Origin of the sequence: Streptosporangium amethystogenes subsp. fukuiense (genome assembly GCF_042665875.1) — a bacterium.
In the GTDB taxonomy this organism is placed as follows: Bacteria; Actinomycetota; Actinomycetes; order Streptosporangiales; family Streptosporangiaceae; genus Streptosporangium; species Streptosporangium fukuiense.
Genome location: NZ_JBHTEE010000001.1, coordinates 4,826,448 through 4,850,655, shown reverse-complemented (window position 1 = coordinate 4,850,655; position 24,208 = coordinate 4,826,448). Strand labels below are relative to the sequence as shown.

The following is a 24,208-nucleotide window of genomic DNA, read 5'->3' as shown; positions in this document are numbered from 1 at the left end:
TGCCGTCTGCCGTCGCCTCGGAACGCGCTGTCTCGCGGATCTCGTGCCACGCGAGCGGGCATCAGGCGGGTGGATCCGTGAGTCAGGCTCTTACACCGTATCGGGGAATCCGACTCAGAGATGACGTGAACCCGGCTCCGTCTGCCGACGGGCCCGATATGCCCTTGTCTTTGTGCGGTTGCCGCAGACCCTCATGGAGCACCACGACCGTGAACGGTTCTTGGAGGAGTCGACGAACGCCCACTGGCAGGTGCTCTCGGCGCAGACCTTCAGGCGCGGCCACATCCCGCACGCGTGGGTGCTCATCACGGCGGCGGCGATCTCGGCCAGCCCGCCGAGCGCTCCCGTCACGACCGGTTCGAGCACCGGACCGTCGGCGGTCAGGGCGACCCGGAGCGGGAGGGCGGGGAACGCCCGCGGCAGCCCGGCCCCGGGCTCGTGGTCGTTCTCACCGCCGGGACGGTCACGGTCGTGCCGGAGCGCCGCGCGGAGACCCTCGCGAAGGTCTGCGGCCGTCGCCAGGTCCGTCTCGTCGGCCACCTCTCCCGGCCGGATCAGGCCCCGCCCGCCGAGCCAGGCGGCCAGCGCCGCGGGGGTGGGAATCGAGTCGGCGTCGCTCTCGACGTCGTAGGTGTTGACGAAGTCGATCACCAGGTCGGCGGGATTGCCCATGTCTTCACTCCTCTCCGCAACCACTGTACGCCGTTAGGGGGTTGTGATTCCCGGGTGGTGTCTCGAAAAGCGGTACCGCGTGTTCGGGGAGGGCCGCAGGCGCGAGTCGCACCGTGGGAGCAATCATGATCATGGGAGTGTGGAGAGGCCGGAGACGGCCGCTTCCCGGTCGAGGGTGAGTTCACGGCCACCCGTCGTCCTGGTGTCTCCCGCGGGGCGAAAGGTCAGGAGGCGTCCAGGGCGGTGGCCAGTCTGCGAACGCCCTCGACCAGCTCGGCCGTGTGAGCGGCCGCCGAGTGGGTCACCCTGATGCGGGGGCCGGGAGGCTCGGCCGGGTAGTAGATGCGCCCTGGGCTCACCAGGGCGCCCGCCCTCTTGGCCACCTCCACCACGGCGTCCTCGTCCGCCTCGTCGGGCAGCCGCACCCACATGTGCAGGCCGCCGCGGGGGACGAGGTGGATCTCGGCGGTGGGCATGTGGGCGGTCAGCGCGGCGGCGAGGGTGTTCCTGCGGAGCGTCAGCTCGGTGTTCAGCGCGGTCAGGTGGCGTCGCCAGGAGGGCGAGCTGACGAACTCCAGGGCGGTCTCCTGGAGCGGCCTGGCCACGAAGAACGACTCCACGAGCTGGTTCGCCCTCAGGCGCCGGGCGGCGGGGCCGCGGGCGACGACCCCGGCGAGGCGCATGCTGGGAGACAGGACCTTGGTCAGGGAGTTGATGTGCACGACCGTGCCGTGGGCGTCCAGCGCGACCATCGGCGGCGGTACGGGGACCGTGGTGAAGTAACGGGCGTAGTCATCCTCGATCACGAACGCTCCGGCGGCGCGGGCGATCGCCAGCACCTGCTCGCGCCGTTCGAGGGTCAGGGTCGCGCCGGTGGGGTTGTGCAGGGTCGGCTGGCAGAGGAAGACCCGCGCGCCGGTCATGGCGAACGCCTCCGCGAGGAGTTCGGGCCGGACCCCGCCACGGTCCATGGGAACGGCCGTCGCGCGAAGACCGGCCGCCCGCGCCGCGGCCAGCGCGCCCGGATAGGTGGGGGTCTCGACGAGGATGGGGGTCTGGGGGGCGGCGAGGGAGCGGAAGGCGTGGGTGAGCGCCGCCTGCCCGCCGCTGACGACGAGGACGTCCGAAGGGGTGACGTCGCCGCCCAGCTCCTGGGCGAACCACCTGCGCAGCTCCGCGGAGCCGGTCAGCGGTGGCATCTCCCAGACGTCGAGGCGGCGGAGCGCGCGGGAGGCGGCGGCCGACAGGGCCCTGGAGGGGCGCAGAGCCGGGTTGAGGTAGCCGCCGGTGAGCGGGATGACCCCGTCCGGCGGAGGGGTCAGCAGGCCGTTGACCTCGCTGTCGTCCACCACCCGGTCGCCGAGCGCCACCGTCTGCCAGGACATGTCGGCGCTGTCGGCGCCGTGGGCGACCACCGGGGCGACGTAGGCGCCGCTACCGGGCTTCGTGATCACCCGTCCCTCGGCGGAGAGCCTGCCGATCGCGCGCGACACGGTCACCGGGCTCACGTTGTGTAACCGGACCAGCTCACGGCTCGACGGTAGCCTGTCGCCCGGACGGAGCCGGTCGATCTCCTCGCGGAGCGTGGCGGCCAATCGGGCAATACTGCTATCGTCATTCATGAGGGATAATAGTAGCGCTATCGTCTCGGATCGAGTAGCGGTCGACGGCATCGGCGGAGCGGCCGGAGCGGCCGGAGCCCTGGAAGCGGTGCCGCCCGAATCGCGGGGCACGGCGTGGCGGGGGACCCTGCTGGCGGGGCTGGGGGTGCTGGCGTTCTCCGGGTCGTTTCCCGCGACGGTCTTCGCGATGGAGGGCTTCGACCCCTACCTGGTGGCGGTCGGGCGGGCCGCCGTCGCGGCGGTCGCGGCGGCCGCGTTCCTGTTCGCCGCCGGGGTGCCGCTGCTGCCCCCCAGGTCCCGAATCCGGTCCTACCTCGTCATCGTGGCGGGTGTGGTGTTCGGCTTCCCCGTCTTCAGTGGCCTGGCGCTCGACGCCGGGGCCTCCACCTCGCACGCCGCCGTGGTGATCGGGTTGCTGCCGGCGGCCACCGCCGCCTGCGCCGTGTTGAGGGCGGGGGAGCGGCCCAGGGCGCTGTTCTGGATCTCCTGCGGTCTCGGTGCCGTGGCGATCACGGCCTTCACCCTCAGCATGGGGGGCGGTCACATCGCCGGCGCCGACGTGCTGCTCGTCGGCGCGCTGCTGTCGGCCGCCGTCGGCTACACCGAGGGCGGGCGGCTGGCCCGGGAGACCCCCGGCTGGCGGGTCATCTCCCACACCCTCGTCCTCGCCGCCCCGCTGACCGTGCCGATCACGGTGACGCTGGCGCTGACCACCGACGTGCGGCCCGGCGCCGCGTCGCTGGCCGGGTTCGCGTACGTCGGCCTGATCTCGATGTTCCTCGGCTTCATCCCCTGGTACGCGGGCCTGGCCATGGGCGGGATCGCCCGCGCCGGGCAGACCCAGCTCGCCCAGCCGCTGCTGACGCTGCTCTGGGCCTGGTCGCTGCTCGACGAGTCGTTCGGCCCGGTCACGATCGCGGCGGCACTGGTGGTCCTCGCCTGCGTGGCCCTGACGCAGCGATCCCGCTCCTGAGAACCGGGGCGGGCGGGGCCCTGTTGTGCCGTCGGTGATTCACCGGAGAATGGGGGCGGCACAGCGGCTTCCGCTCTGGCCGGGTACGAGGATCCCGGCGGTGCGAGCGGAGGTCCTCCGACGGCGTAGGGAGACGACCCGTGGGCATGAACCTCGCGGTGGGAGACATGGTCGAGGACTTCGAGCTTCTCGACGAGACGGGCACGCCAAGGCGGCTCGGTGAGTTTCTGGCCAAGGGGCCGGTGGTGCTCTTCTTCTACCCGGCGGCCATGACGTCGGGATGCACGGCCGAGAGCTGCCACTTCCGCGACCTGGCGGCGGACTTCGCCGCCGTGGGGGCGACCAGGATCGGAATCAGCCGTGACGGGGTCGACCGGCAGGCGAGGTTCGCCCAGGCCAACCAGCTGGGCTTTCCGCTGCTGTCCGACCCGGACGGCGCGGTCGCCCGGCGCCTCGGCGCCCGCCGCACCGTCGGGGTGGGGCCCTTCCTCACCCGCCGGATGACCTTCGTCATCGGCGAGGACCACCGCCTGCTGGAAGCGATCCACAGTGAGACCCATATGGAGGCCCATGCGGACCGCGCCCTGGAGGTGCTGCGTTCCCGTCCCCGCCCCTGACCTCTCGGCCATCCGGGCGAAAGGCGCGGGCAGGGCGGTGGCCGAGGTCTCTCAGGGGTGCAGGGGGTGGGAGTAGACCAGGCGGAAGCGATCGCCGGGGATGATGATGTCACTGGTCTCCACCGGGCGGTCTCCGGCCCAGTGGGTGCGCTCGACGTGCAGGACGTTGACGCCCGCGGGCAGGGCGAGGGCGTCGCTCTCCGCGGGCTGCGGCACGCGGGTGTGGACCTGCTCGACGACTTCAGTGATCTTGACGCCGAAGGCGGACAGGCGGGCGATCAGGCTGCGCGGGTTCTCCTCGGTGACAGGCTCGCCGAACTCGGCGGGCTCGTAGGAGGTGGTCAGCTGGATCGGCTTGCCGTCGCCGCGGAAGACGTAGCGGGTGCGGGTCAGCGGGGCGGATTCGTCCAGCCGGAGGCGGTGGGCGATGTCGGGGGTGGCGTCGGCGGGCTCGGCCCGCCAGTCCCAGGTGGCCCGGGTGCCCTGCGACTGGATGTCGGCCGCGAAGGGGGCGTGGTGGTCGTGGAAGCGCCAGCGGTGCAGCGGGAGCAGCGCCGGCTGTTCCCGCACGTAGTGACCCGAGCCGACGCGGCCGACGATCAGGCCTTCGGCGGTGAGCACCCGCAGCGCATGCCTGGCGGCGGTCTCGCCCACGCCGTACTTCCTGGTCAGCTGGGCGCGAGAGGGGATCGGGGCGCCGGGGGGAAGGGAGCCGTCGACGATCTGGCGCCGGATGTCGGCGACGACGCGCAGGTAGACAGGATCGGAGCTTGCCACGTGTCCATCCCTGGGTTCTGGGGCGTTGTCCCATCCTGTCGTATTCGATGCGCAACGCAGGGTGATGGTGGAGATTTGGAACTCCAACTTTGCGTGCCGCTCCCAGAAGTGCCCAAAAATATCTCAGAGACCGTGTAACGCCCGCGTAAGGAGCGCCGATTCAACGGTAGAGGTCGTCGATGTGTGTACCCCCGAGCACATATCGGCGGCCTCTTTTCCTTCAAGGAATTCCCCGTCGCCGCCGAAGCGGACAAAAGTATCGTTAACCATGTAACCGGATGCGAAGTCCTGGATGTCGTCGCCGGCCCCTGATCACCCCAGGTCATCCCCGGGTCGATGTGCACGGTTCCGGCCGCGTGGCGGGCCCGGAGCCCCGTGACGAGTGCGGATCGGAGTCCCCCGCCGCGGCGTCGTATATCCGCGTGTACGGTGTGCAGCGGGCACCTTGGGGAGATGCTCACTCTTGGGCCCATCGGTGGACGGAGGTTAGGCGGGGTGGCGGGGTCCACCGTTTCAGCGGATCCAGGTAGCGTTCGGTCTATGGCAGCGCCAACTGGAACCTACGACGCCCCCTTCGGCCGCATGCTGACCGCCATGGTCACGCCGTTCACGAGTGACGGAGCGGTCGACTACGAGACAGCGCGTCGTCTGGCCACCTATCTGGTGGACGAGCAGCGCAACGACGGCCTTGTCGTGAGCGGCACGACGGGAGAGTCCCCGACGACCACGGACGAGGAGAAGGAGCGCCTGCTGCGCGCCGTCGTCGAGGCGGTCGGCGACCGGGCCACGGTCGTCGCCGGAGCCGGCACCAACGACACGCACCACAGTGTCGAACTGGCCCGAGCCGCCGAGCGCGCCGGGGCCCACGGTCTCCTGCTGGTGACGCCGTACTACAGCAAGCCCCCCCAGGAGGGGATCTACCGTCACTTCTGTACAGTGGCAGACGCCACGGCCCTGCCGGCCATGCTCTACGACATCCCAGGTCGCAGTGGTGTGCCGATCCAGCGGGAGACGCTGACGCGGCTCGCCGGGCACGAGCGGATCGTCGCGGTGAAGGACGCCAAGGCCGACCTGTTCGAGGGCTCGCAGGTCATCGCGTCCACCGGCCTCGCCTACTACTCGGGTGACGACACGCTCAACCTGCCGTGGCTGTCGGTGGGGGCCGTGGGATGTGTCAGCGTGATCGGCCACGTCGCGGGCGCGGAGATCGCCGCGATGATCGAGACGTACCGCTCCGGGGACGTGGCGGGTGCGCTCGCCGTCCACCGCCGGCTGCTCCCCGTGGTCTCCGGGATCATGATGCAGGCCGGTGGCGCGATCATGGCGAAGGCGGCGTTGAGCCTGGTGGGGCAGCCCGCGGGACCGATGCGGCCGCCTCTGGTGGAGGCGACCGATGAGCAGCTCGCCAGGCTGCGCGAAGACTTGATCACGGGCGGTGTGAAGCTGTCCGACGAAGTTGTGACATGAGAGCGACGACCGCGGCCCTCACCGGCCGCATACGGGAGGAACGAGAGTTTGCGAGAAAGAAGACACACTGGTCCGCTTGGGGGCGGGGTGCTCGGCGAGAGAGTGGTCCTGCTGTCCACGGGGGCCTTTGTCGCATGTGAGACCGCTGAGAGAGGTGTGGCCCGATGAGTCACCCCCACCCTGAACTCGGGCCGCCGCCCATGCTGCCCGAAGGCGCCCTGCGCATCGTCGCTCTGGGCGGCCTCGGTGAGATCGGCCGCAACATGGCCGTGTTCGAGTACGAGGGCCGTCTGCTGATCGTCGACTGCGGGGTGCTGTTCCCCGAGCCCGACCAGCCCGGCATCGACCTGATCCTGCCCGACTTCGAGTACATCCGGGGCCGCCTGGACGACGTCGAGGCCGTGATCCTGACCCATGCGCACGAGGACCACATCGGTGCCGTGCCGTACCTGCTGCGCGAGCGCCGCGACATCCCGGTCGTGGGATCGAAGCTGACGCTGGCGCTGATCGAGGCCAAGCTCACCGAGCACCGCATCCAGCCGGTCAAGCGCGAGGTCGTGGAGGGCGAGCGGCACAGGTTCGGGCCGTTCGAGTGCGAGTTCCTCGCCGTCAACCACTCCATCCCGGACGCGCTGGCCGTCGCGATCAGGACACCCGCGGGCATCGTCCTGCACACCGGTGACTTCAGGATGGACCAGTTGCCCAGCGACGGGCGGCTGACCGACCTGGGCGGGTTCGCCAGGCTCGGCGCGGAGGGCGTCGACCTGCTGATGTCCGACTCGACCAACGCCGAGGTACCGGGCTTCGTCACCAGTGAGCGGGAGATCGCGCCGGTCATCGACGAGGTCGTCCGTACGGCGGGCAAGCGCGTGATCGTGGCGAGCTTCGCCTCCCACATCCACCGTGTCCAGCAGGTCATCGACGCGGCTGAGAAGCACGGTCGCAAGGTCGCGCTGGTCGGTCGCTCGATGGTGCGCAACATGGGCGTCGCCCGTGACCTGGGCTACCTGAGGGTCTCGCCGGGGCTGATCGTCGACTCCAAGGAGATCGAGGGCTGGCCGCCGGAGGACGTGGTGCTGATCTGCACCGGATCCCAGGGCGAGCCGATGGCGGCGCTGTCGCGGATGGCCAACCGCGATCACCCGATCCGGATCGCCGAGGGCGACACGGTTCTCCTGGCGTCCTCGCTGGTGCCGGGTAACGAGACCGCGGTCAACAACGTGATCAACGGCCTGTCCCGCTGGGGCGCCCGCGTGGTGCACAAGGGCAACGCGAAGGTGCACGTCTCCGGGCATGCCGCCGCGGGCGAGCTGCTGTACGTGCTCAACCTGACGCGGCCGTCCAACTTCATGCCGGTGCACGGCGAGTGGCGCCACCTGCGGGCGCACGCCAAGCTCGCCGCGCTGACCGGGGTGCCGGACGACCACATCGTGATCGCCGAGGACGGCGTCGTGGTGGACCTGGTCGACGGCCGGGCCAAGATCGTGGGAGCGGTTCCCGCCGGTTACGTCTACGTGGACGGCACCTCGGTGGGCGACGTCACCGACTTCGCGTTGAAGGACCGCCGCATCCTGGGCGAGGAGGGCTTCATCTCCATCGTCATCGTGGTGGACACCGCCACCGGCAAGCTCGCCGGGGGCCCGGAGATCCACGCCAGGGGGTCCGGCATCGATCCGGCCATGTTCGACGACATCCTGCCGCAGGTGGAGCGGGCACTGCAGGAGAACGCGGCCGACGGGGTGGTGGACATCCAGCAGGTCCGCCGCGTGGTCCGCAGGACCGTGGGGCGCTGGGTGAGCGACACCTACCGCCGCCGCCCGATGATCGTTCCGGTCGTCATCGAGGTCTGATCCTCACCTCCGTACGGCGGCCGCACCGGTCGTCGTACGGACGCGGGTGCCATCCCTTCCGCCGGTCGAGGCGGGCCGGCGGACGCCGCGCGGGAAGCAGGCCCCGCCCGCCGTCCTCCCGGCGTTCCTCGGCGGCTCGGTGAAGTCGCGGTCACGCACCCTCCGGCGGTCGCCGGACCGGAGACGGACGGCCGGGGCGCGGCCCTCGCGAAGACGGCCGCGAGGGGGTGCCCGCCGTCAGGCGGATCGCCGTCCGTGTCACGCCGGTCATGTTTCGCCTCTCGTCCGTTCAGCGGTGGTCCGATACACGTGGGATCCGGGCCGGGTGGGGAAGGTTCCGGCTCCGGAGGGGACCGTTTTCCGGGCGCCGGTGGTGGGCGCGGAGAGGGGCGCCGTTGTATGCTCACATTGTTCTATGTAGCAGCTTGTAATTCCGTGTAATAGAACAATGGAGGGTCGATGGAGGTACGGCACGCCACGGCACCCGACCAGATCACCGGGATGACGACCGACTGGCTGCGCCGCCGGTTCCTGGTGGAGCGGCTCTTCGTACCCGGGGAGGTCCGCCTGCTCTACTCCCATGAGGACCGGATCGTGGTCGGCGGAGCCCTGCCCGGAGACGAGCAGCTGAGGTTGCACTGCCCCGATCCGCTCAGGTCCGCGTACTTCCTGGAGCGCCGCGAACTCGGCGTGGTCAACGTGGGCGAGCCCGGCACGGTGACCGTGGACGGCACCGCGTACCCGCTGGCCCACGGGGAGTGCCTCTACGCCGGCCGGGGGGCCCGCGAGGTGGGCTTCGAGGGGGGCGCGTTCTACCTGGTCTCCACCCCCGCGCACGCGACCTTCCCGACGGCCGCCGCGACCACGCGGGACGCCGAGCCGGTGCGGCTGGGCGGCCGGGACGGTTCCAACGACCGGACGATCTACAAGTACATCCACGCCAAGGGCATCCAGAGCTGCCAGCTCGTGCTCGGCGTGACGGTGCTCGAACCCGGCAGCATGTGGAACACCATGCCCTGCCACACCCACGAGCGCAGGACCGAGGTCTACCTCTACTTCGATCTGCCGCAGGGCGAACGGGTGATCCACCTGATGGGGCGCCCGGAGGAGACGCGCAACCTGGTGGTCGCGGACCGGCAGGCGGTCATCTCCCCGTCCTGGTCGGTGCACTGTGGCTTCGGCACGAGGAGCTACTCCTTCGTCTGGGCCATGGGCGGGGAGAACCAGGCCTTCGAGGACATGGAGCAGGTCGAGATCGGCGAGCTGCGCTGATGTTCTCGCTGGAGGGCAGGACCGCGCTCGTCACCGGCGCGCGGACCGGGATCGGGCGGGCCCTCGCGGTGGGCCTGGCGGCGGCGGGGGCCGACATCGTGCTGCACGGCCGAGACGACGACCTGGACGAGGTGGAGGCCGAGGTCCGCAAGACCGGCAGGCGGGCCTCCCGGTGGATCCTCGACCTGTCGGACCCCGGAGCCGTAGGCGCGGCGGCCGGGCGCCTGGGGCCGGTCGACGTGCTGGTCAACAACGCGGGGATCATCCGCAGGGCCCCGGCCGCCGAGCATCCCTACGGGTCCTTTCGCGAGGTGCTCGACGTCAACCTGGACGCGGTCTTCCTGCTCAGCCAGGTCGTCGGGAAGCGGATGCTCGCCAGGGGCTCCGGGAAGATCATCATGATCGCCTCCATGCTGTCCTTCCAGGGAGGCGTCAACGTCGTGGGCTACACCGCGGCGAAGCACGGTGTCGCCGGGCTCACCAGGGCGCTGGCCTGCGAGTGGGCGGGCTCGGGGGTGCAGGTCAACGCGATAGCCCCCGGCTACATCAGGACCGGCAACACCGAGCGGCTCTGGGACGATCCCGTGCGGGAGGCGGAGATCAGGACGCGCATCCCCGCCGGGCGCTGGGGCGCCCCCGAGGATCTCGTGGGTGCCGCGGTCTTCCTGGCGTCCGGCGCCTCCGACTACGTCAACGGGCACCTGCTGGCGGTCGACGGAGGCTGGTTGGCGCGCTGACCAGTAGGCTCATGATCGTGGTCAGGGAAGGCAGTTCCATCGACAAGGCGCTGGCGGTGCTGGAGGCGATCGCCGAGCATCACCGCGTGACCGACATAGCCGCCGCTACGGGCGTGTCCAAGTCAACGGTCCATCGCATCCTCCAGTCGCTCGTCGAGTGGGGGTTCGCGCGGGCCGACGGCCGCGGGGGCTACGAGCCGGGTCCCCGGATCCTCACACTGGCCGGCCGGGTCATGAACCGCTTCGACCCGGCCCGTCAGGCCTCCGGCGCGCTCAACGCCCTGCACGAGCGGATCGGCTACACCACGCACTTCGCCATCCGCAGCGGGGACGAGGCGGTCTACGTCGACAAGCTGGAGGGGCGCAGGCCCTACCAGATGCCCTCCCGGATCGGCATGAGCCTGCGCCTGCACTGCACCGCGATCGGCAAGGCGGTCCTGGCCCAGCTCGGCGCCGACGAGGTCCGCGCGATCTGCGCCCGTACCGGCATGCCCACCCCGACCGCCAACACGCTGGCGACGCCGGAGGAACTGCTGGCCGACCTGGCGTTGGTACGGTCCCGCGGGTACGCGATCGACGACGAGGAGAACCTGCCCGGCGTCCTCTGCGTGGGGGCCCCGGTCTTCGACCACACCGGTCAGGTGCTCGGCGGCATCTCCATCTCCGCCCTGGCGATGGACATGAGCCGCGAGGACGTCGAGCAGTTCGCGCCCGAGGTCGTCTCCGCCGCCCGCGAGGTCTCCGCGGCCCTCGGTGCCCCCGGCGCGCCGGTGCCCAACGGCTGACCGCGCCGCGCCCGCGTCACCCCTCCGTCCCGCCTGCCCGATACGGCCATGCCCACTTCTTGTTCTATGTAGTGAAATCTGATCTCATGTTATGCAACATCATGAGCCCGGAGGTCAGCATGCCGAACATCACCGTCGAACTCCTGTCCGGCAGGACCCTCGACCAGCGCCGCGAGTTCGTGGCCGCGCTGACCGAGGCGGCCGTGGACATCCTGAAGGCGCGCCGCGAGGCGGTGCGTGTCGTCTTCACCGAGATCGAGAAGTCCGACGTGGCCAACGGCGGCGTTCTGGAGTCCGACAAGTAGTCCGGACCCTCGAAAGCACCGCCGGCTCCCCCGTGCCCTCTCGGGGGCGGGGGAGCCGGCCGGTGGGCGGGCGGGGTCGGAGGAGCCGCCGCGCCCGGGGGTGGTCGCGGGGCCGTCAGCGGGCCGAGTCGGCCCGCTCCGGCTCGGGATCGGTGGACAGCGAGTCGACGAGCGCGTCGCGGTCCCCGCGGTTCTCCGGCTTCAGCAGCCCGATGGCCACGTACAGGATCAGCGAGGTGACCAGCGGCAGGCCGACGACCACGGCCGTGTCCTTGGACTCGACGATCCACTTGACGTACGCCCAGACGCCCAGGCCGGCGGCCCAGGAGGCAATGGCCGCGGTCGGGCCGCTCCGCCGGAACCACGGCAGCATGCCCAGCATCAGCGGGATCGAGATCGGCCCCATCGTCGCCGCGACCAGGTCAACGACGATCTTCAACACGACGCCCTGGCCCTCGGTCAGGATCGCGATCGCCATGCTGACCAGCACGAAGGTGAAGGTGGTGACCCGGGCGAAGGTCAGCTCGGCCCGCTCCGACAGCTCGCGCACCCTGCGGACGATCACCGGGGCGATGTCCCTGGTGATGACGGAGGAGATCACGTTGGCGTCGGAGGCGACCATGGCCATGGTGTGCGAGAAGAAGCCCGCGAGCACCAGGCCGATCACACCCTGCGGCAGCAGGGTCTGCGCCAGCCGCACGTAGGCCTCCTCGGCGTTGGCCAGGCCGGGCACGATGAGCGGCGCGGCGAACATCGGGATGAACAGGACCAGCGGCCAGACGAGCCAGAGCACGCTCGACAGCAGTGCCGAACGCCTGGCCGCCGAACCGGAGGGGGAGGCCATGTAGCGCTGGGCCAGGTTCCACATGCCGCCGTTGTACTCGAAGGTCTTGATGAAGAGCAGCGCGAGGAAGAACGTCATGGTGTACGGCCCGGCGAACGGGTCGCCGTGGCCGGGCGGCAGCTTCTCCCACATGGTCCACAGCGTGGCGACGCCGTCCAGGTGGGCCATGATCGCGACGAACATGGCGATCCCCGCGACCCCCTGGATGACGAACTGCCCGAAGTCGGTCAGCACGTCCGCCCAGAGCCCTCCCGCGGTGATGTAGACCATCGTGACGGCCCCGGTGACCAGGATGCCCCACTGGATCGGGATGCCCGCGAAGCCCCTGAGCAGAATGGCGATCGCCACCCATTTGGCGGCGATGTCCACGACCTTCAGCAGCGCGCCGCTGTAGGCCAGCACCTGCTGGGTGGGCAGGTTGTAACGCCGGGCGAGGTACTCCAGCGGGGAGACCACGCCGTGCTTGGAACGGAGCCGGTTCCAGCGGGCCGCCCAGACGAAGGCGCCGATGCCGACGCCGATTCCGATCGTCAGCGCCCACCAGACGTACATCGCGAGCCCGTAGTCGTAGGCGACGGCCGCGAACGCCACGAACATGATCGCGCTGTATCCCGACATGTGGTGGGAGATGCCTGACAGCCACCAGGGGATGCGGCCTCCCGCGGTGAAGAAGTCGATCACGTTTCTGATGCGGCTCTTCGACCACACGCCGATGCCGACCATGACAAGGAAGTACGCGCCCAGAACGGACCAGTCGAGTGCGGACATGTGTCTCCTCCCAACGCCCTGTTGGTGAGGAGGTTCTACTACATGAAACACAATGTCAATACATAGAATGGAATGCGCTTTCCTAGGGATTAATGGGATCTTTAGTGCCCTTCATCACTGTTCACGAGATATCAGCCGATTTTGTGAAAGATTGGGGAGAGGGTGCCCTTCCGGCGAGTCGGCGAGCAATCCACCACCCGTCTCGTTAACCTCCCTAGCATGGCCACCCGTACGTCTAAAGGCTCCTCAGGAAAGCCCCCCGGCAAGGGCTCCCCCGGTCGTTCGGGCGCCTCCCAGGCCCGTACGGCCCCCGCTCGGCGGACGTCCGCCAACCGGGGGAGGGGAGCGGGTGCGGCCCGCAGGCCGGCCTCGCCGCAGCACGACCCGATCAGCTGGGTGCTCACCATGATCGGCAAGCTGTTCATGGGCATCTGGATGCTCCTCGCGGGAGGCATCGGCAGCGCCGCGCGGGCCCTGGGGCAGAACGCGCGCGAACTCGACCCCGTCCACCGCCGCGACGGGCTGGGCCTGGCGGTGTTCGCCGGGGCGATCGTGCTGGCGGCCATGACCTGGCGGGAGAACACCGGCACGGTCTCCACGGTGGTCGACGAGGTCATGCGCGCCGTCTTCGGATCGCTGACCTGGCTGGTCCCGATCCTGCTCGTGCTGCTGGCCTGGCGGCTGCTGCGGCACCCCGACCAGAACGCCGACACCGGCCGGATGATCATCGGGTGGTCCGCCCTCACCATCGGTGTGCTCGGCGTCGTGCACGTCGTTCACGACACGCCGTACCCCTCGGGGGGCGGCTCGGACGGCATGGACAAGGTGGCGGCCGCCGGAGGCATGATCGGCTTCATCGTCTCGGCGCCCCCGGCGAGCATCCTGCCCCCCTTCATCACCATCCCGCTGCTGCTGATCCTGTCGGGCTTCGGCATTCTGGTGATCACCGCCACCCCGGTGCACCGGGTTCCCGAGCGGCTGGCCGAGATCAGGCACATGCTCTTCAACCGGGACCTGCCCACCGCGCCGCGGGCGTCCAAAAAGCGGTCTCCCGCCCGCAAGAAGCCGGACCCCGGCGGGACCGAGCCGGGCGACCACGTCAAGCCCTACGACACGCCCGTGGTCGCCGAGTCGCCGGGAGGGCTCGGAGACCACTCCCCGGAGATCGTGCCCGGCCTGGTGGACGAGGCCGAACCCGCGCAGGTCAGGGCCGACACGTCCGAGCCTCCCGCTCCGACCCCGGCACCGCGCAAGGTCGAGCAGCTCGTCCTGTCCCCGCAGGCGGGCCCCTACACCCTGCCCGAGTCGCAGCTCCTGCGCCCCGGCACCGCCCCCAAGCCGCAGACGAAGGCCAACACGGTGGTCGTCAACGCGCTGACCAGCGTGCTGGAGCAGTTCGCCATCGACGCCCAGGTGATCGGCTTCACCCGGGGGCCGACGGTGACGCGCTACGAGATCGAACTCGGCCCGGCGGTGAAGGTCGAGAAGGTCACCGCGCTCACCAAGAACATCGCCTACGCGGTCAAGTCGGCCGACGTCCGGATCCTGTCTCCGATCCCCGGCAAGTCGGCGATCGGCGTCGAGATCCCCAACACCGACAAGGACCTCGTCTCCCTGGGCGACATCCTGCGCTCCCCGGTGGCCCAGGCGGACCACCACCCGATGATCGTCGGGCTGGGCAAGGACGTCGAGGGGCGCACGATAGTGGCCAACCTCGCCAAGATGCCGCACCTGCTCATCGCGGGTGCCACCGGTGCCGGAAAGTCGGTCTGCGTCAACGGCCTGATCACCTCGATCCTGATGCGGGCCACCCCCGACGAGGTCCGCATGGTCCTGGTCGATCCCAAGCGGGTCGAGCTCAGCGTCTACGAGGGCATCCCGCACCTCATCACGCCGATCATCACCAACCCCAAGAAGGCCGCCGAGGCCCTGGAATGGGTGGTCGGGGAGATGGACCGCCGCTACGACGACCTGGCCGCCAGCGGCTTCCGGCACGTCGACGACTTCAACAAGGCGGTGCGCACGGGCAAGCTGGTGCCGCCACCGGGCAGCGAGCGGGTCTACCAGCCCTACCCCTACCTGCTGGTGATCGTCGACGAGCTCGCCGACCTGATGATGGTCGCCCCGCGCGACGTCGAGGACTCCATCGTCCGCATCACCCAGCTCGCCCGCGCGGCCGGCATCCACCTGGTCATCGCGACCCAGCGCCCCTCGGTGGACGTGGTCACCGGGCTGATCAAGGCCAATGTCCCCTCCCGGCTGGCCTTCGCCACCTCCTCGCTGGCCGACTCCCGGGTCATCCTGGACCAGCCGGGCGCGGAGAAGCTCGTCGGTCAGGGCGACTCGCTCTTCCTGCCGATGGGCGCCAGCAAGCCCATGCGACTGCAGAACGCGTTCGTCTCCGAGAAGGAGATCGGCGAGATCGTCGGGCACTGCAAGGCCCAGATGACCGTCGAGTACCGCGAAGACGTGGCCGCCGCGACGACCTCCAAGAAGGAGATCGACGAGGACATCGGCGACGACCTCGACCTGCTGATCCAGGCGGCCGAGCTCATCGTGACCACCCAGTTCGGCTCGACCTCGATGCTCCAGCGCAAGCTCAGGGTGGGCTTCGCCAAGGCGGGCCGGCTGATGGACCTGCTGGAGAGCAGGAACGTCGTCGGGCCCAGCGAGGGGTCGAAGGCCCGGGAGGTCATGGTCAAGCCCGACGAGCTTCCCGGTCTGCTGGCCGACCTGCGTGGAGGATGACACACCGGGAGGGAACGGACCCCCGCCGCACACCTTCCGTCCGGTTACTGATTGAATGGGAACCGCTACGCAACGTCGGGGGCTGGGGGGCGTGCGCTATGGGCATTGGAAGCGATCTGGCGGATGCCAGGCGGTCTATGGGGATGACCGTTGGGCAGTTGAGCGCGCGGACACGCATCCGCGAGGTGCTCATCCAGGCGATCGAGAGGAACGACTTCTCCCAGTGCGGAGGTGACTTCTACGCGCGGGGACATATAAGGAACATCGCCAAGGTCGTCGGGCTCGATCCGGAGACGCTGGTGCACCGCTACGACGAGCAACACGGGGGTGTCCCGCTGCCGGTGCGGGCGTCCAGCGTCTTCCAGGCCGACATGCCGTTGAAGATCCGTGAGCGTCGCTCGCCCAACTGGACGACGGCCATGGCGGTGGCGCTGGGCATCGTGGTCATCTTCGGAGTGGTACGGACCATGGGCGGGGGCGACACGCCCATAGCGGACGTCCACCCCGCGCCGGTGCCGGCCGCGCTGCCGCCGCCGGTCGGCGGCGTTCCCGGCTCACCGGGCCGGGCGGCGTCCCTGGCCGAGAAGAAGCGCAAGGACATGGTCGTCCTCCAGGTCAGGGCGGAGCGCACCTCCTGGCTGGACGTGGAGGACGCGGGCGGCAAGAGGCTCTTCTCCGGAACCCTCAAGGAGGGCAAGACCTCGACCTGGAAGGCGAAGGACAGGATGAGGGTCACCTTCGGCGACGGAGGGGCGTTCACCCTGAAGGTGAACGGCAAGAGCCTGGGCGCCCCGGGGAGTCCGGGGCAGATCGTCAACCGCTCCTACGAGGCCCCCGCCGCCAAGGAGCGCTGAGGTGGCGACCGGGAGTTCCGCCGGGGCCGCGGTGACGGCTCCGGCCGGGCCCGGGGGTCACCCGGCCGGGTGAACGTCCCTGGTCGGCGCGGTGCTCCTCGCCTTCCGGACCCCCGTCCTCACGGCGGGACACCCGGGGCGGACGGGGATGCGGCGGTGCTGGAGTGGGGGAGGTGCATCGGGTAGTGGCCAACTCCCGATACCGTAGTGTTCACCATGTCATCCCGCCGAACCGCATCGCTGATCACACTTGGTTGCGCACGCAACGAGGTCGACTCCGAAGAGCTCGCCGCTCGTCTTGAGGCTGCCGGTTGGCAGCTGGGCGACGACGATCCCGACGTCGTCGTCGTCAACACGTGCGGCTTCATCGACTCAGCGAAAAAGGACTCCATCGACACGCTGCTCGCCGCGGCCGACTCCGGGGCCAAGGTGGTCGCCGCGGGTTGCATGGCGGAGCGGTACGGTGACCAGCTCGCCGAGGCGCTGCCCGAGGCCGCGGCGGTCATCTCCTTCGACGACTACACCGAGATCGGCACCCGCCTCGACGACGTGCTGGCGGGCAGGCCGCTCGTCCCGCACAGCCCCCGTGACCGCAGGACCCTGCTGCCCATCTCCCCGGTGGAGCGTGCCGCCGCCCCCAAGACCGCCATTCCCGGCCACGGCGAGCTGCCCGAGGGCCTGGCACCCGCCAGCGGTCCCCGGCCGCTCCGCAAGCGCCTGGGCGAAGGGCCGGTGGCCTCGCTGAAGCTGGCCTCCGGCTGTGACCGGCGCTGCACCTTCTGCGCCATCCCCGCCTTCCGCGGGGCGTACGTCTCGCGCCGCTCCGAGGAACTCCTCGGCGAGGCCGCCTGGCTGGCCGAGCAGGGCGTCAAGGAGCTGGTGCTGGTCAGCGAGAACTCCACCTCCTACGGCAAGGACCTGGGCGACCTGCGGGCGCTGGAGAAGCTGCTGCCCTCGCTCGCCGCGACCGAGGGCATCGAACGGGTGCGCGTCAGCTACCTGCAGCCCGCCGAGCTCCGCCCGGGGCTGCTGGAGATCATCTCCTCGACGGAGGGGGTGGCCCCCTACTTCGACCTGTCCTTCCAGCACGCCAGCGGTCCCGTGCTCCGCCGGATGCGCCGCTTCGGTGACCCCGCGCGCTTCCTCGACCTCCTGGAGTCGATCCGCGCGCACGCTCCCGAGGCGGGCGTGCGCTCCAACTTCATCGTGGGCTTCCCCGGCGAGACCGAGGAGGAGTTCGGCGAGCTGGTGGGCTTCCTGGAGAAGGCCAGGCTCGACGTGATCGGCATCTTCGGTTACTCCGACGAGGAGGGCACCGAGGCGGCCTCGCTCCCGGGCAAGCTCGACCAGGAGATCGTCGACGCCAGGGTGTCCGCGCTCACCGAGCTGGCCGAGGAGCTCATGGCCCAGCGGGCCGAGGAGCGGATCGGCACCGAGGTCGACGTCCTGATCGAGGAGGACCTGGGCGACGGCGGATACGAGGGCCGCGCCGCCCACCAGGGGCCCGAGGTCGACGGCTCGGTGACGGTCCAGGGCATCGGACTGGTCCCCGGCCAGATCGTCCGGGCCGTCGTGGTCGACTCGGAGGGGGTCGACCTGATCGCCCGTATCAAGGCGGCCCCATGAACGCGCCACCGGGCCGGGAGAGCGTATGACCAACACGCCAGAGACCGGCACCGACTCGACAGCGGCACCCGCGCGCCCCAAGGTGAGCGCCTGGAACATCGCCAATGTCGTGACGGTGATACGACTGGCGATGGTTCCGTTCTTCGCGGCCTGCCTCTTCCTGCCGGGATCCGGCTGGAGGGTCGCCGCGCTGGTGGTCTTCATGGTGGCCTCGCTCACCGACCTGCTCGACGGCGAGCTGGCTCGCCGCTACGGCCTGATCACCGATTTCGGGAAGATCGCCGATCCGATCGCCGACAAGGCCCTCATCGGTGCCGCACTGATCAGCCTGTCGGTGCTGGGGGAGCTGCCCTGGTGGGTCACCGTCGTGATCCTGGGCAGGGAGCTGGGCGTCACCGCGCTGAGGTTCGCGGTCATCCGGCACGGCGTCATCCCGGCCAGTTACGGTGGGAAGGTGAAGACCGTCCTGCAGATCACTGCGATCGTCTCCTACATCTGGCCGGGCGTGCCCGACCCGGTCCGCTGGGTCGTCATGGGAGCGGCGGCCGTCGTCACCGTCGGCACCGGCCTTGACTACGTGATCCGGGCGATCAAGCTCAGGCAGGTCGCGAAGCGGGCGCGGGCCGTATGAACCACCGCCTGCTCGCGACCACCACGGTCCTCTCCCTCCTCATCCGCAGGGGCGAGACGGTGGCGGTGGCCGAGTCACTGACCGCAGGGTTGATCGGTGCGGCCCTCACGGAGCCGCCGGGAGCCTCCGCGGCCTTCCTGGGAGGGGTCATCTCCTACTCCACCGAGCTCAAGCGGCGGCTGCTGAACGTTCCCGCGGACCTGCTCGACCGTGAGGGCGCCGTGCACCCGCGGGTCGCCGCCGCCATGGCGACCGGGGTGCGCCTGCTGGCCGGCTCCACCTACGGTCTGGCCGTCACCGGTGTGGCCGGTCCCGAACCACAGGATGGTAAAACGGTCGGTACGGTTCATCTGGCCGTTAGCGGTCCGGACGGACGGGTATGGCACCGGGACCCGCAACTCGCGGGAACTCGTGAGCAGATCCGGGAATCGACGGTGAATGAGGCCGTAGACCTTCTTCGAGGTGTGCTGGAGGCGAACGTGGGGGAACATTCCGGGTGATTACCGCGTTACGTCCCCAGCGAACATGCTCACCATGGTCTGCCGCGGCGTCGGTGGATACAGGTACGGTGGAACTGTGAGTGAGGTAAAGGTCAAGCGATGATGACGGCGAGGAGTATGTACCAAGGGTCGCGTTCGAAGAACGGGCGGCACGAACCGATAGCGCGGAGTGTCGCGAAGGCATCCGCGCCGGGGAGGGAGCGACAGATGGTCCTGCTGCGTCAGCTGCTCGGTGACGTGCTGCGGCGGCTGAGGGTGCGGCAGAGTCGCACCCTGCGTGAGGTGTCCACACTGGCTCGGGTTTCTCTTGGCTACTTGTCCGAGGTGGAGCGTGGCCAGAAGGAGGCCTCTTCAGAGCTGCTCGCGTCGATTTGCGGTGCCCTGGGCGTGCCGCTTTCACAGGTTCTCCGTGAGGTCTCCGACCAGTTCGCGTTGGCCGAACTCCAGCACGCCCCGGTGCTGGCGGGCGATGTCCCCGAGCGGGAGCGTCTGCCGATTCCCGAGACCGTGCCCGACTCCGTCTTTCCCGAGGTCAACGACATGGTCGCCGCCTAGCCGGTCGGTTCTTCCGGCTGGCAGTGACGGCACCAGACGATCAGCCGTTCCTGCGGCTGTGCGCCCATCTCCCCGCGACTGATCCGATGCCCGCAGCGCAGGCAAGGCCGCCCGGCCCTGCCGTAGACCCAGGTGCCCCGTCCCGGACGGGGGTCGCCCGTCGTGGTCCTGTTCGGGCGCTCCTTGTTCGCGTCCATCAACCGTCGCGCTAGCGAAACGATCGCCTCCAGATCCTTTACCGCACCCACCGGTCGCCACGGCCACACCCCGGTGAGAAAAAGCGTCTCGGCGCGATAGATGGTGCCGATTCCCGCCAGGTTGCGCTGATCGAGCAGCGCGACCCCGATGCTCGTCTCAGGCCGCCGGGCCAGCCGCCGTACGGCTTCGGCCTCGTCCCAGTCACCTCCGAGCAGGTCGGGTCCGAGATGCCCGACGAGTCGTTCCTCCTCCTCGGCGCGTACCAGGTCGACCATGCCCAGCCGGACCCCCACCGCCTGCCACTCCGCGTTGGCCAGCACCAGGCGGACGACGTCGCCCCGGGGCAGTCCTCCCCGCCCCGAGGGCGAGATCTGCCAGCTCCCGTCCATCCTCAGATGGGTGTGGACGGTCAGGCCGCCTTCGACGCGGGTGAGTAGGTGCTTGCCGCGTGAGACGGTCTCCAGCACCGCACGCCCGGTGAGATCGGCCGTGGAGTGGCGCGGCACCCGGAAGTCCGAGCGGATCAGCGTCCGCCCGTCGAGTGCCCGGCCGAGGCGCAGTGCGGCCTGGTGGACGACATCACCCTCGGGCACGGCACCCGCCGGGAGACACGTGCCGGCCGCGGGCGGGCGGTACCGGCACGATCACGGGGGATGTCGCGGGCGGCACGGTCAGTCCCAGGCCGCGGGGTCGGCTGACAGGCTGCGAACCCGCTCGGGCAGGGCCCCGGTGGCCACGTTCTCAAGCGTGACCTCCTCCAGGATCGCCCGCTCACTGGCGCGCAGTGCGATCCAGACCTGCTGCAGCGACTCGGCGGGACCCCGGTAGCCGACGTGCTCGGGCCGTTCCCCCCTGACGTTGGCGAGCGGGCCGTCAACGGCACGGATCACATCGGCCAGGCTGATCTCGGCGGGCGGGCGGGCCAGCACGTAGCCCCCCTCGGGACCGCGCTGGCCGCGGACCAGCCCGGCGCGGCGCATTTGGAGCAGGATGTTCTCAAGATACTTGGGAGGCATGTCCTGCTCTTTGGCCAGCTCCCCTACCGTGGTGGGGCCGTCACCTGCGGCGGCGAGTTCGGCGGCGGCACGGAGGGCATAGTCGACACGAGCGGATAGGCGCATGTAACCGATTATCCCGCCTGCTATTGGTTACTTACGCGCGAGGGGCACCGAGACGTCGAAGGACGTCCGTCGCCCTCGGTGAGGACGGGGCCGTAAGGCGACGCGCCGGTGGGTGCCGGGGCGTGCACGACGTAGCGGTGGGGGGCCATCGCGGCGGTGCGGCCCGGCAGCAGGGCGAGGCAGGCCGCGTGGATCTCCTCGGCGGTTCCCGAGGTGACGTGGCAGGTCAGGAGCCCGTCCGGGGTGTGTGTCACGAGATGAGGTCCTCCCTGGACCGCCTCACCGACGAGCCGCTCCACCGCGCGGAGGCTCACCCAGCAGGAGTCGGTGTAGATCCAGTCCGCATCACGCTCGATAGGCGAAATTCCCGATATATTCGTAATGTCGCAAGCTTGGACGTCCCCATCTCCGGCCGCGATCAGGAGCCGGGCGAGCCCGGTCCCGAAGCCCTCCGCCTGCTCCCGGTTCATCACTCGCGGATCGATCCAGAGCGTCAGGTCCACCACCTCCGTCAGCTGGTTGGCCCAGAGTGCGAGGTGTGCGGGAAGCGAGGCCTCCGGTAGCCAGTCGCACTCGACCTCGGCGGCGGGCGCCGGTTCCGGCGCGGAGCCGGTGACACCGCTCATGTCGTTGAAGACGCAGTCACGGGCGAAGTTCACACCCCGCTCGGCGTTGACCGCCTCGATCACCTCCCAGAGCGCCGTGGAGTCGAAACGGCTGTGCTGGTATCCGGAGAGGGAGGCGCCGCGGAAGCGGCGGACGGCCTCGTCGAAGGTGCGGACGTCCAGCTCCGCGGTGATCAGCGCGTCCTGGGCCAGCGGCCCGACGTAGTCACGCAGCTCGGGCCGTACCCGGTTGCTCGCCAGCGACGCGATCACGCAGGTCCGCTGTGTGTTCCACAGGCCGATCAGGACGCCCAGCGCGGCGAGTGTGATCGCCGAGCGGCTGGCCCCCGTGCGGCTCGCGACGGCTTCCAGCGCCTTGGCCGCCGGCGCCGAGCGGACCCGCAACCGGGGCCGGATCGCGTCGGCGTCGGCGGTCTCGTCGACCGTGAACATCGACTGCGGTGCCCGCCGCAGGCCGTCCTCCCAGTGCCGCAGCGCCGCCTCGGTCCGGCGCAGGGCCACCGGGGTGCCCTCGGCGGTCGCGAGGTCCAGCGGCTGCATCGGGTACGGCGCCGGTACGGCGACTCCCCGGATCAGGCGCTCCCACTCCCGCATGAGGATGGCCAGGCCGATGGCGTCGACCGAGGTGTGGGGCAGGACGAACACCACCAGGCGAGGCTCCCCGTCCTCGGTGATCACGGCGACCCTGATCGGAAGCTCGCCCTCCAGATCGAATCGGGTGCCCTGCATCCGCAGGCCCACATCCTCGGCGACCTCGTCCGCGAAGCCGGTCCCGGCGCCGTGCACCTCGACGGGCAGCGAGCCGGAACCGGCCACGACCTGGACGCCGGAGTGAATGGTGGCCCGCAGTCCCTCGTGCCGGGAGAGTAGCCGTCCGATCGCCTCGGCGACGGCGGGCAGGGACCTCCTCCCGGGGACGCGCTTGGTGACGCGGAAGTTCATGTGCAGCGGTGGGTCGCGGAGCACGCAACGCGCCATGTTGGCCTGGCCCATGGTCACGGGCCCCCGCCGGGCCTGTGGCCCCGTGTAGTCGGCCGTGATCCTCGGGACGGTATCCATGTCGAGACCTGCCTCGTCACCGGTCGGCAAGGGGCTTACTGAAAAGAAGCTTTACCATTTCTGGGAGTGTTCCACGCACCGTGTCGACGTCGCAAGCCCTTGATTTTCTGGATTCGCGGTGGTTCGCCACGCCTGGGCGGCGGTGCGCGGGCGGCGTGCGAAAACCGGAGAGGCCCGTCCTGGAGGACGTGACCGCGAACGGGGGTGCGGCGCGGCGGGGGCCCTCGCGGCACCTCCGCCGGGCCTCCGCCGGGCTAAACTATCGGGAAGTCTTATTAATGAATAGAACCGTTATTCTTGCTTGAATGTAATTGCGACGGGGAAACGGCGAACAAGAGAGCATGCGTATGGAGCGACGTCCTGGCGTGCCCAGGCTATTGAGGGAGATCAACGACAGGGCCGCCCTGGAGTTGTTGCTCGCCTCCGGGCCGCTGACACGGGGGCAGATCGGGGAGCTCACGGGTCTTTCCAAGGTGACGGCCTCCCAGACGCTCGCCCGCCTGGAAGGCCGCGGCCTGGTGGAGGTGGCGGGGGAGCAGGCGGGGGGACGCGGGCCTAATGCCGCGCTTTATGGGATTATTTCCTCCTCGGCCTATGTGGCGGGCCTGGATGTCGGCCCGGAATTCGTCACGACCGCCATCGCGGATATCCATGGGGAGATCATCGCCGAAGTGCGGGTGGCGCCGAACGGGCATGAGGATCCGGTCGCCCTCGTGCACAGCGGGGTGGTCAAGGCCTGCCGGTCCGCCAAGGTCGCGCTCTCCAAGCTGCGCGCGGTCGTCATCGGCACTCCGGGCGTGGTCGACCCCCGCACCGGCGACGTGCGGTTCTCCTTCGACCTGCCGGGCTGGCACGAGGGCATCCACGAGGCGCTCGCCCGTGACCTGCGCCGCGACGTCAGGATAGAGAACGACGTGAACCTCGTCGCCATCGCCGAGCGCACCCTGGGCGCCGCCCGGGAGGTCGACGACTTCGTGCTCCTGTGGGTGGGCCGCGGCATCGGCCTCGGTGTCGTGCTCGGCGGGCGGCTGCACCGCGGCCGGTCCGGCAGCGCGGGCGAGATCGGCTATCTGCCGGTGCCCGGCGTGCCGCTGGCCGAGGACGTGCGGGCCGTGCCGGGCAGGCTGCCGTCGCTCGCCGGTGGCCTGCAGTCCCTGGTCAGCGCCGAGGCGGTCGCCGAACTCGCCGCGACGTACGGTTTCGAGGGGGAGAGCGCCGCCGAGTGCGTCGCGGCGGCGGTCGCGGCGGGGGAGCGGGGAGAGCCTCTGATCGACGACATCGCCGGGCGGCTGGCGCTGGGCGTGGCGTCGGTGTGCGTCGTGCTCGACCCCGGGCTCGTGGTGCTCGCCGGCGAGGTCAGCAGGGCCGGAGGTGACGCGCTCACCTTCAGGATCGAGGAGGCGGTGGCCAGGAGCTGCCCGGTCCGGCCGCAGGTGGTGGCCAGCGAGGTGACCGGCAACCCGGTGCTGCGCGGGGCCGTCATCGCGGCTCTGGAACAGGCCCGGGAAGAGATCTTCGCCTCCTGAGACGGGTTTTGTGGATCTTCACCCGCGCTGCGGACCGGCCGGACGGACGTCCCGCGAGGCGGAGGAGGAGCTCAT

22 protein-coding genes are annotated in these 24,208 nt (G+C 70.1%); 15 read left to right on the top strand and 7 right to left on the bottom strand.

Translation table 11 applies throughout. The annotated features are described in order from the left end of the window. Positions 1–114 precede the first annotated feature (114 nt). Together ACFQVD_RS20585 and ACFQVD_RS20580 are read right to left on the bottom strand one after the other, a co-directional pair. Positions 115–672, bottom strand: coding sequence for a CGNR zinc finger domain-containing protein (locus ACFQVD_RS20585; RefSeq protein ID WP_343973828.1), 558 nt, complete (start codon positions 670–672; stop codon positions 115–117). Between the two features lie 224 nt (positions 673–896). Next, complete coding sequence (locus ACFQVD_RS20580; RefSeq protein ID WP_343973825.1) at positions 897–2,294, bottom strand: aminotransferase-like domain-containing protein; 1,398 nt, start codon at positions 2,292–2,294, stop codon at positions 897–899. Between ACFQVD_RS20580 and ACFQVD_RS20575 the strand changes: the two genes are divergently transcribed. Next, on the top strand, positions 2,293–3,267 hold the full coding sequence (locus tag ACFQVD_RS20575; protein ID WP_343973821.1) for a DMT family transporter: 975 nt from the start codon (positions 2,293–2,295) through the stop codon (positions 3,265–3,267). The genes ACFQVD_RS20580 and ACFQVD_RS20575 overlap by 2 nt on opposite strands. Before the next feature lie 146 nt (positions 3,268–3,413). After that, on the top strand, positions 3,414–3,884 hold the full coding sequence (locus ACFQVD_RS20570) for a peroxiredoxin (RefSeq protein WP_343973863.1): 471 nt from the start codon (positions 3,414–3,416) through the stop codon (positions 3,882–3,884). 51 nt (positions 3,885–3,935) lie between these two features. On the opposite strand, the gene ACFQVD_RS20565 is transcribed toward ACFQVD_RS20570, so the two are convergent. Further along, positions 3,936–4,661, bottom strand: a complete 726-nt coding sequence (locus ACFQVD_RS20565) for a GntR family transcriptional regulator (protein ID WP_343973818.1) — start codon at positions 4,659–4,661, stop codon at positions 3,936–3,938. Between the two features lie 540 nt (positions 4,662–5,201). Between ACFQVD_RS20565 and dapA the strand changes: the two genes are divergently transcribed. From dapA to ACFQVD_RS20535, 6 genes are all read left to right on the top strand, one after another. Next, positions 5,202–6,128, top strand: coding sequence for a 4-hydroxy-tetrahydrodipicolinate synthase (gene dapA, locus ACFQVD_RS20560; protein ID WP_343973815.1), 927 nt, complete (start codon positions 5,202–5,204; stop codon positions 6,126–6,128). Positions 6,129–6,292: 164 nt separating this feature from the next. After that, positions 6,293–7,978 carry a ribonuclease J gene (locus ACFQVD_RS20555; RefSeq protein ID WP_343973813.1) on the top strand — a complete coding sequence of 562 codons (1,686 nt, stop codon included), beginning with the start codon at positions 6,293–6,295 and terminating at the stop codon, positions 7,976–7,978. Between the two features lie 459 nt (positions 7,979–8,437). Then, positions 8,438–9,250, top strand: a complete 813-nt coding sequence (kduI, locus tag ACFQVD_RS20550; protein WP_343973810.1) for a 5-dehydro-4-deoxy-D-glucuronate isomerase — start codon at positions 8,438–8,440, stop codon at positions 9,248–9,250. Continuing rightward, positions 9,250–9,987, top strand: coding sequence for an SDR family oxidoreductase (locus tag ACFQVD_RS20545; protein ID WP_343973807.1), 738 nt, complete (start codon positions 9,250–9,252; stop codon positions 9,985–9,987). The genes kduI and ACFQVD_RS20545 overlap by 1 nt, the downstream gene beginning before the upstream one ends. A 17-nt stretch (positions 9,988–10,004) precedes the next feature. Then, a complete protein-coding gene (locus ACFQVD_RS20540) occupies positions 10,005–10,772 on the top strand; it encodes an IclR family transcriptional regulator (RefSeq protein ID WP_343973804.1) in 768 nt (255 codons plus the stop codon). 86 nt (positions 10,773–10,858) lie between these two features. Then, on the top strand, positions 10,859–11,077 hold the full coding sequence (locus ACFQVD_RS20535) for a tautomerase family protein (protein WP_343973801.1): 219 nt from the start codon (positions 10,859–10,861) through the stop codon (positions 11,075–11,077). Between the two features lie 115 nt (positions 11,078–11,192). Here ACFQVD_RS20535 and ACFQVD_RS20530 read toward each other — a convergent pair whose 3' ends face one another. Then, complete coding sequence (locus ACFQVD_RS20530; protein WP_343973798.1) at positions 11,193–12,689, bottom strand: sodium:solute symporter family protein; 1,497 nt, start codon at positions 12,687–12,689, stop codon at positions 11,193–11,195. A gap of 219 nt (positions 12,690–12,908) precedes the next feature. Here ACFQVD_RS20530 and ACFQVD_RS20525 point away from each other — a divergent pair, with 219 nt between their 5' ends. The 6 genes from ACFQVD_RS20525 to ACFQVD_RS20500 all read left to right on the top strand — a co-directional run bounded on the left by ACFQVD_RS20525 (position 12,909) and on the right by ACFQVD_RS20500 (position 19,603). Further along, complete coding sequence (locus ACFQVD_RS20525) at positions 12,909–15,437, top strand: DNA translocase FtsK (protein WP_343973795.1); 2,529 nt, start codon at positions 12,909–12,911, stop codon at positions 15,435–15,437. After that, entirely contained in the window at positions 15,434–16,291 is an 858-nt protein-coding gene (locus ACFQVD_RS20520) for a helix-turn-helix domain-containing protein (protein ID WP_343973792.1), read from the top strand. The genes ACFQVD_RS20525 and ACFQVD_RS20520 overlap by 4 nt, the downstream gene beginning before the upstream one ends. A 216-nt stretch (positions 16,292–16,507) precedes the next feature. Further along, complete coding sequence (gene rimO / locus ACFQVD_RS20515; protein ID WP_343973789.1) at positions 16,508–17,917, top strand: 30S ribosomal protein S12 methylthiotransferase RimO; 1,410 nt, start codon at positions 16,508–16,510, stop codon at positions 17,915–17,917. A gap of 25 nt (positions 17,918–17,942) precedes the next feature. Then, on the top strand, positions 17,943–18,548 hold the full coding sequence (gene pgsA, locus ACFQVD_RS20510) for a CDP-diacylglycerol--glycerol-3-phosphate 3-phosphatidyltransferase (RefSeq protein WP_343973786.1): 606 nt from the start codon (positions 17,943–17,945) through the stop codon (positions 18,546–18,548). Continuing rightward, complete coding sequence (locus tag ACFQVD_RS20505) at positions 18,545–19,048, top strand: CinA family protein (RefSeq protein WP_343973783.1); 504 nt, start codon at positions 18,545–18,547, stop codon at positions 19,046–19,048. Before pgsA ends, ACFQVD_RS20505 begins: the two co-directional genes overlap by 4 nt. 207 nt (positions 19,049–19,255) lie before the next feature. Continuing rightward, entirely contained in the window at positions 19,256–19,603 is a 348-nt protein-coding gene (locus ACFQVD_RS20500; protein ID WP_030904158.1) for a helix-turn-helix domain-containing protein, read from the top strand. On the opposite strand, the gene ACFQVD_RS20495 is transcribed toward ACFQVD_RS20500, so the two are convergent. The 3 genes from ACFQVD_RS20495 to ACFQVD_RS20485 all read right to left on the bottom strand — a co-directional run bounded on the left by ACFQVD_RS20495 (position 19,600) and on the right by ACFQVD_RS20485 (position 22,607). Beyond that, a complete protein-coding gene (locus tag ACFQVD_RS20495; RefSeq protein ID WP_343973777.1) occupies positions 19,600–20,394 on the bottom strand; it encodes a DNA-formamidopyrimidine glycosylase family protein in 795 nt (264 codons plus the stop codon). The genes ACFQVD_RS20500 and ACFQVD_RS20495 overlap by 4 nt on opposite strands. Positions 20,395–20,472: 78 nt before the next feature. Continuing rightward, complete coding sequence (locus ACFQVD_RS20490; RefSeq protein WP_326637143.1) at positions 20,473–20,922, bottom strand: RrF2 family transcriptional regulator; 450 nt, start codon at positions 20,920–20,922, stop codon at positions 20,473–20,475. A gap of 20 nt (positions 20,923–20,942) precedes the next feature. After that, complete coding sequence (locus ACFQVD_RS20485) at positions 20,943–22,607, bottom strand: condensation domain-containing protein (RefSeq protein WP_343973767.1); 1,665 nt, start codon at positions 22,605–22,607, stop codon at positions 20,943–20,945. Positions 22,608–22,954: 347 nt separating this feature from the next. Here ACFQVD_RS20485 and ACFQVD_RS20480 point away from each other — a divergent pair, with 347 nt between their 5' ends. Then, positions 22,955–24,133, top strand: coding sequence for an ROK family transcriptional regulator (locus ACFQVD_RS20480; protein WP_343973764.1), 1,179 nt, complete (start codon positions 22,955–22,957; stop codon positions 24,131–24,133). Positions 24,134–24,208 lie beyond the last annotated feature (75 nt).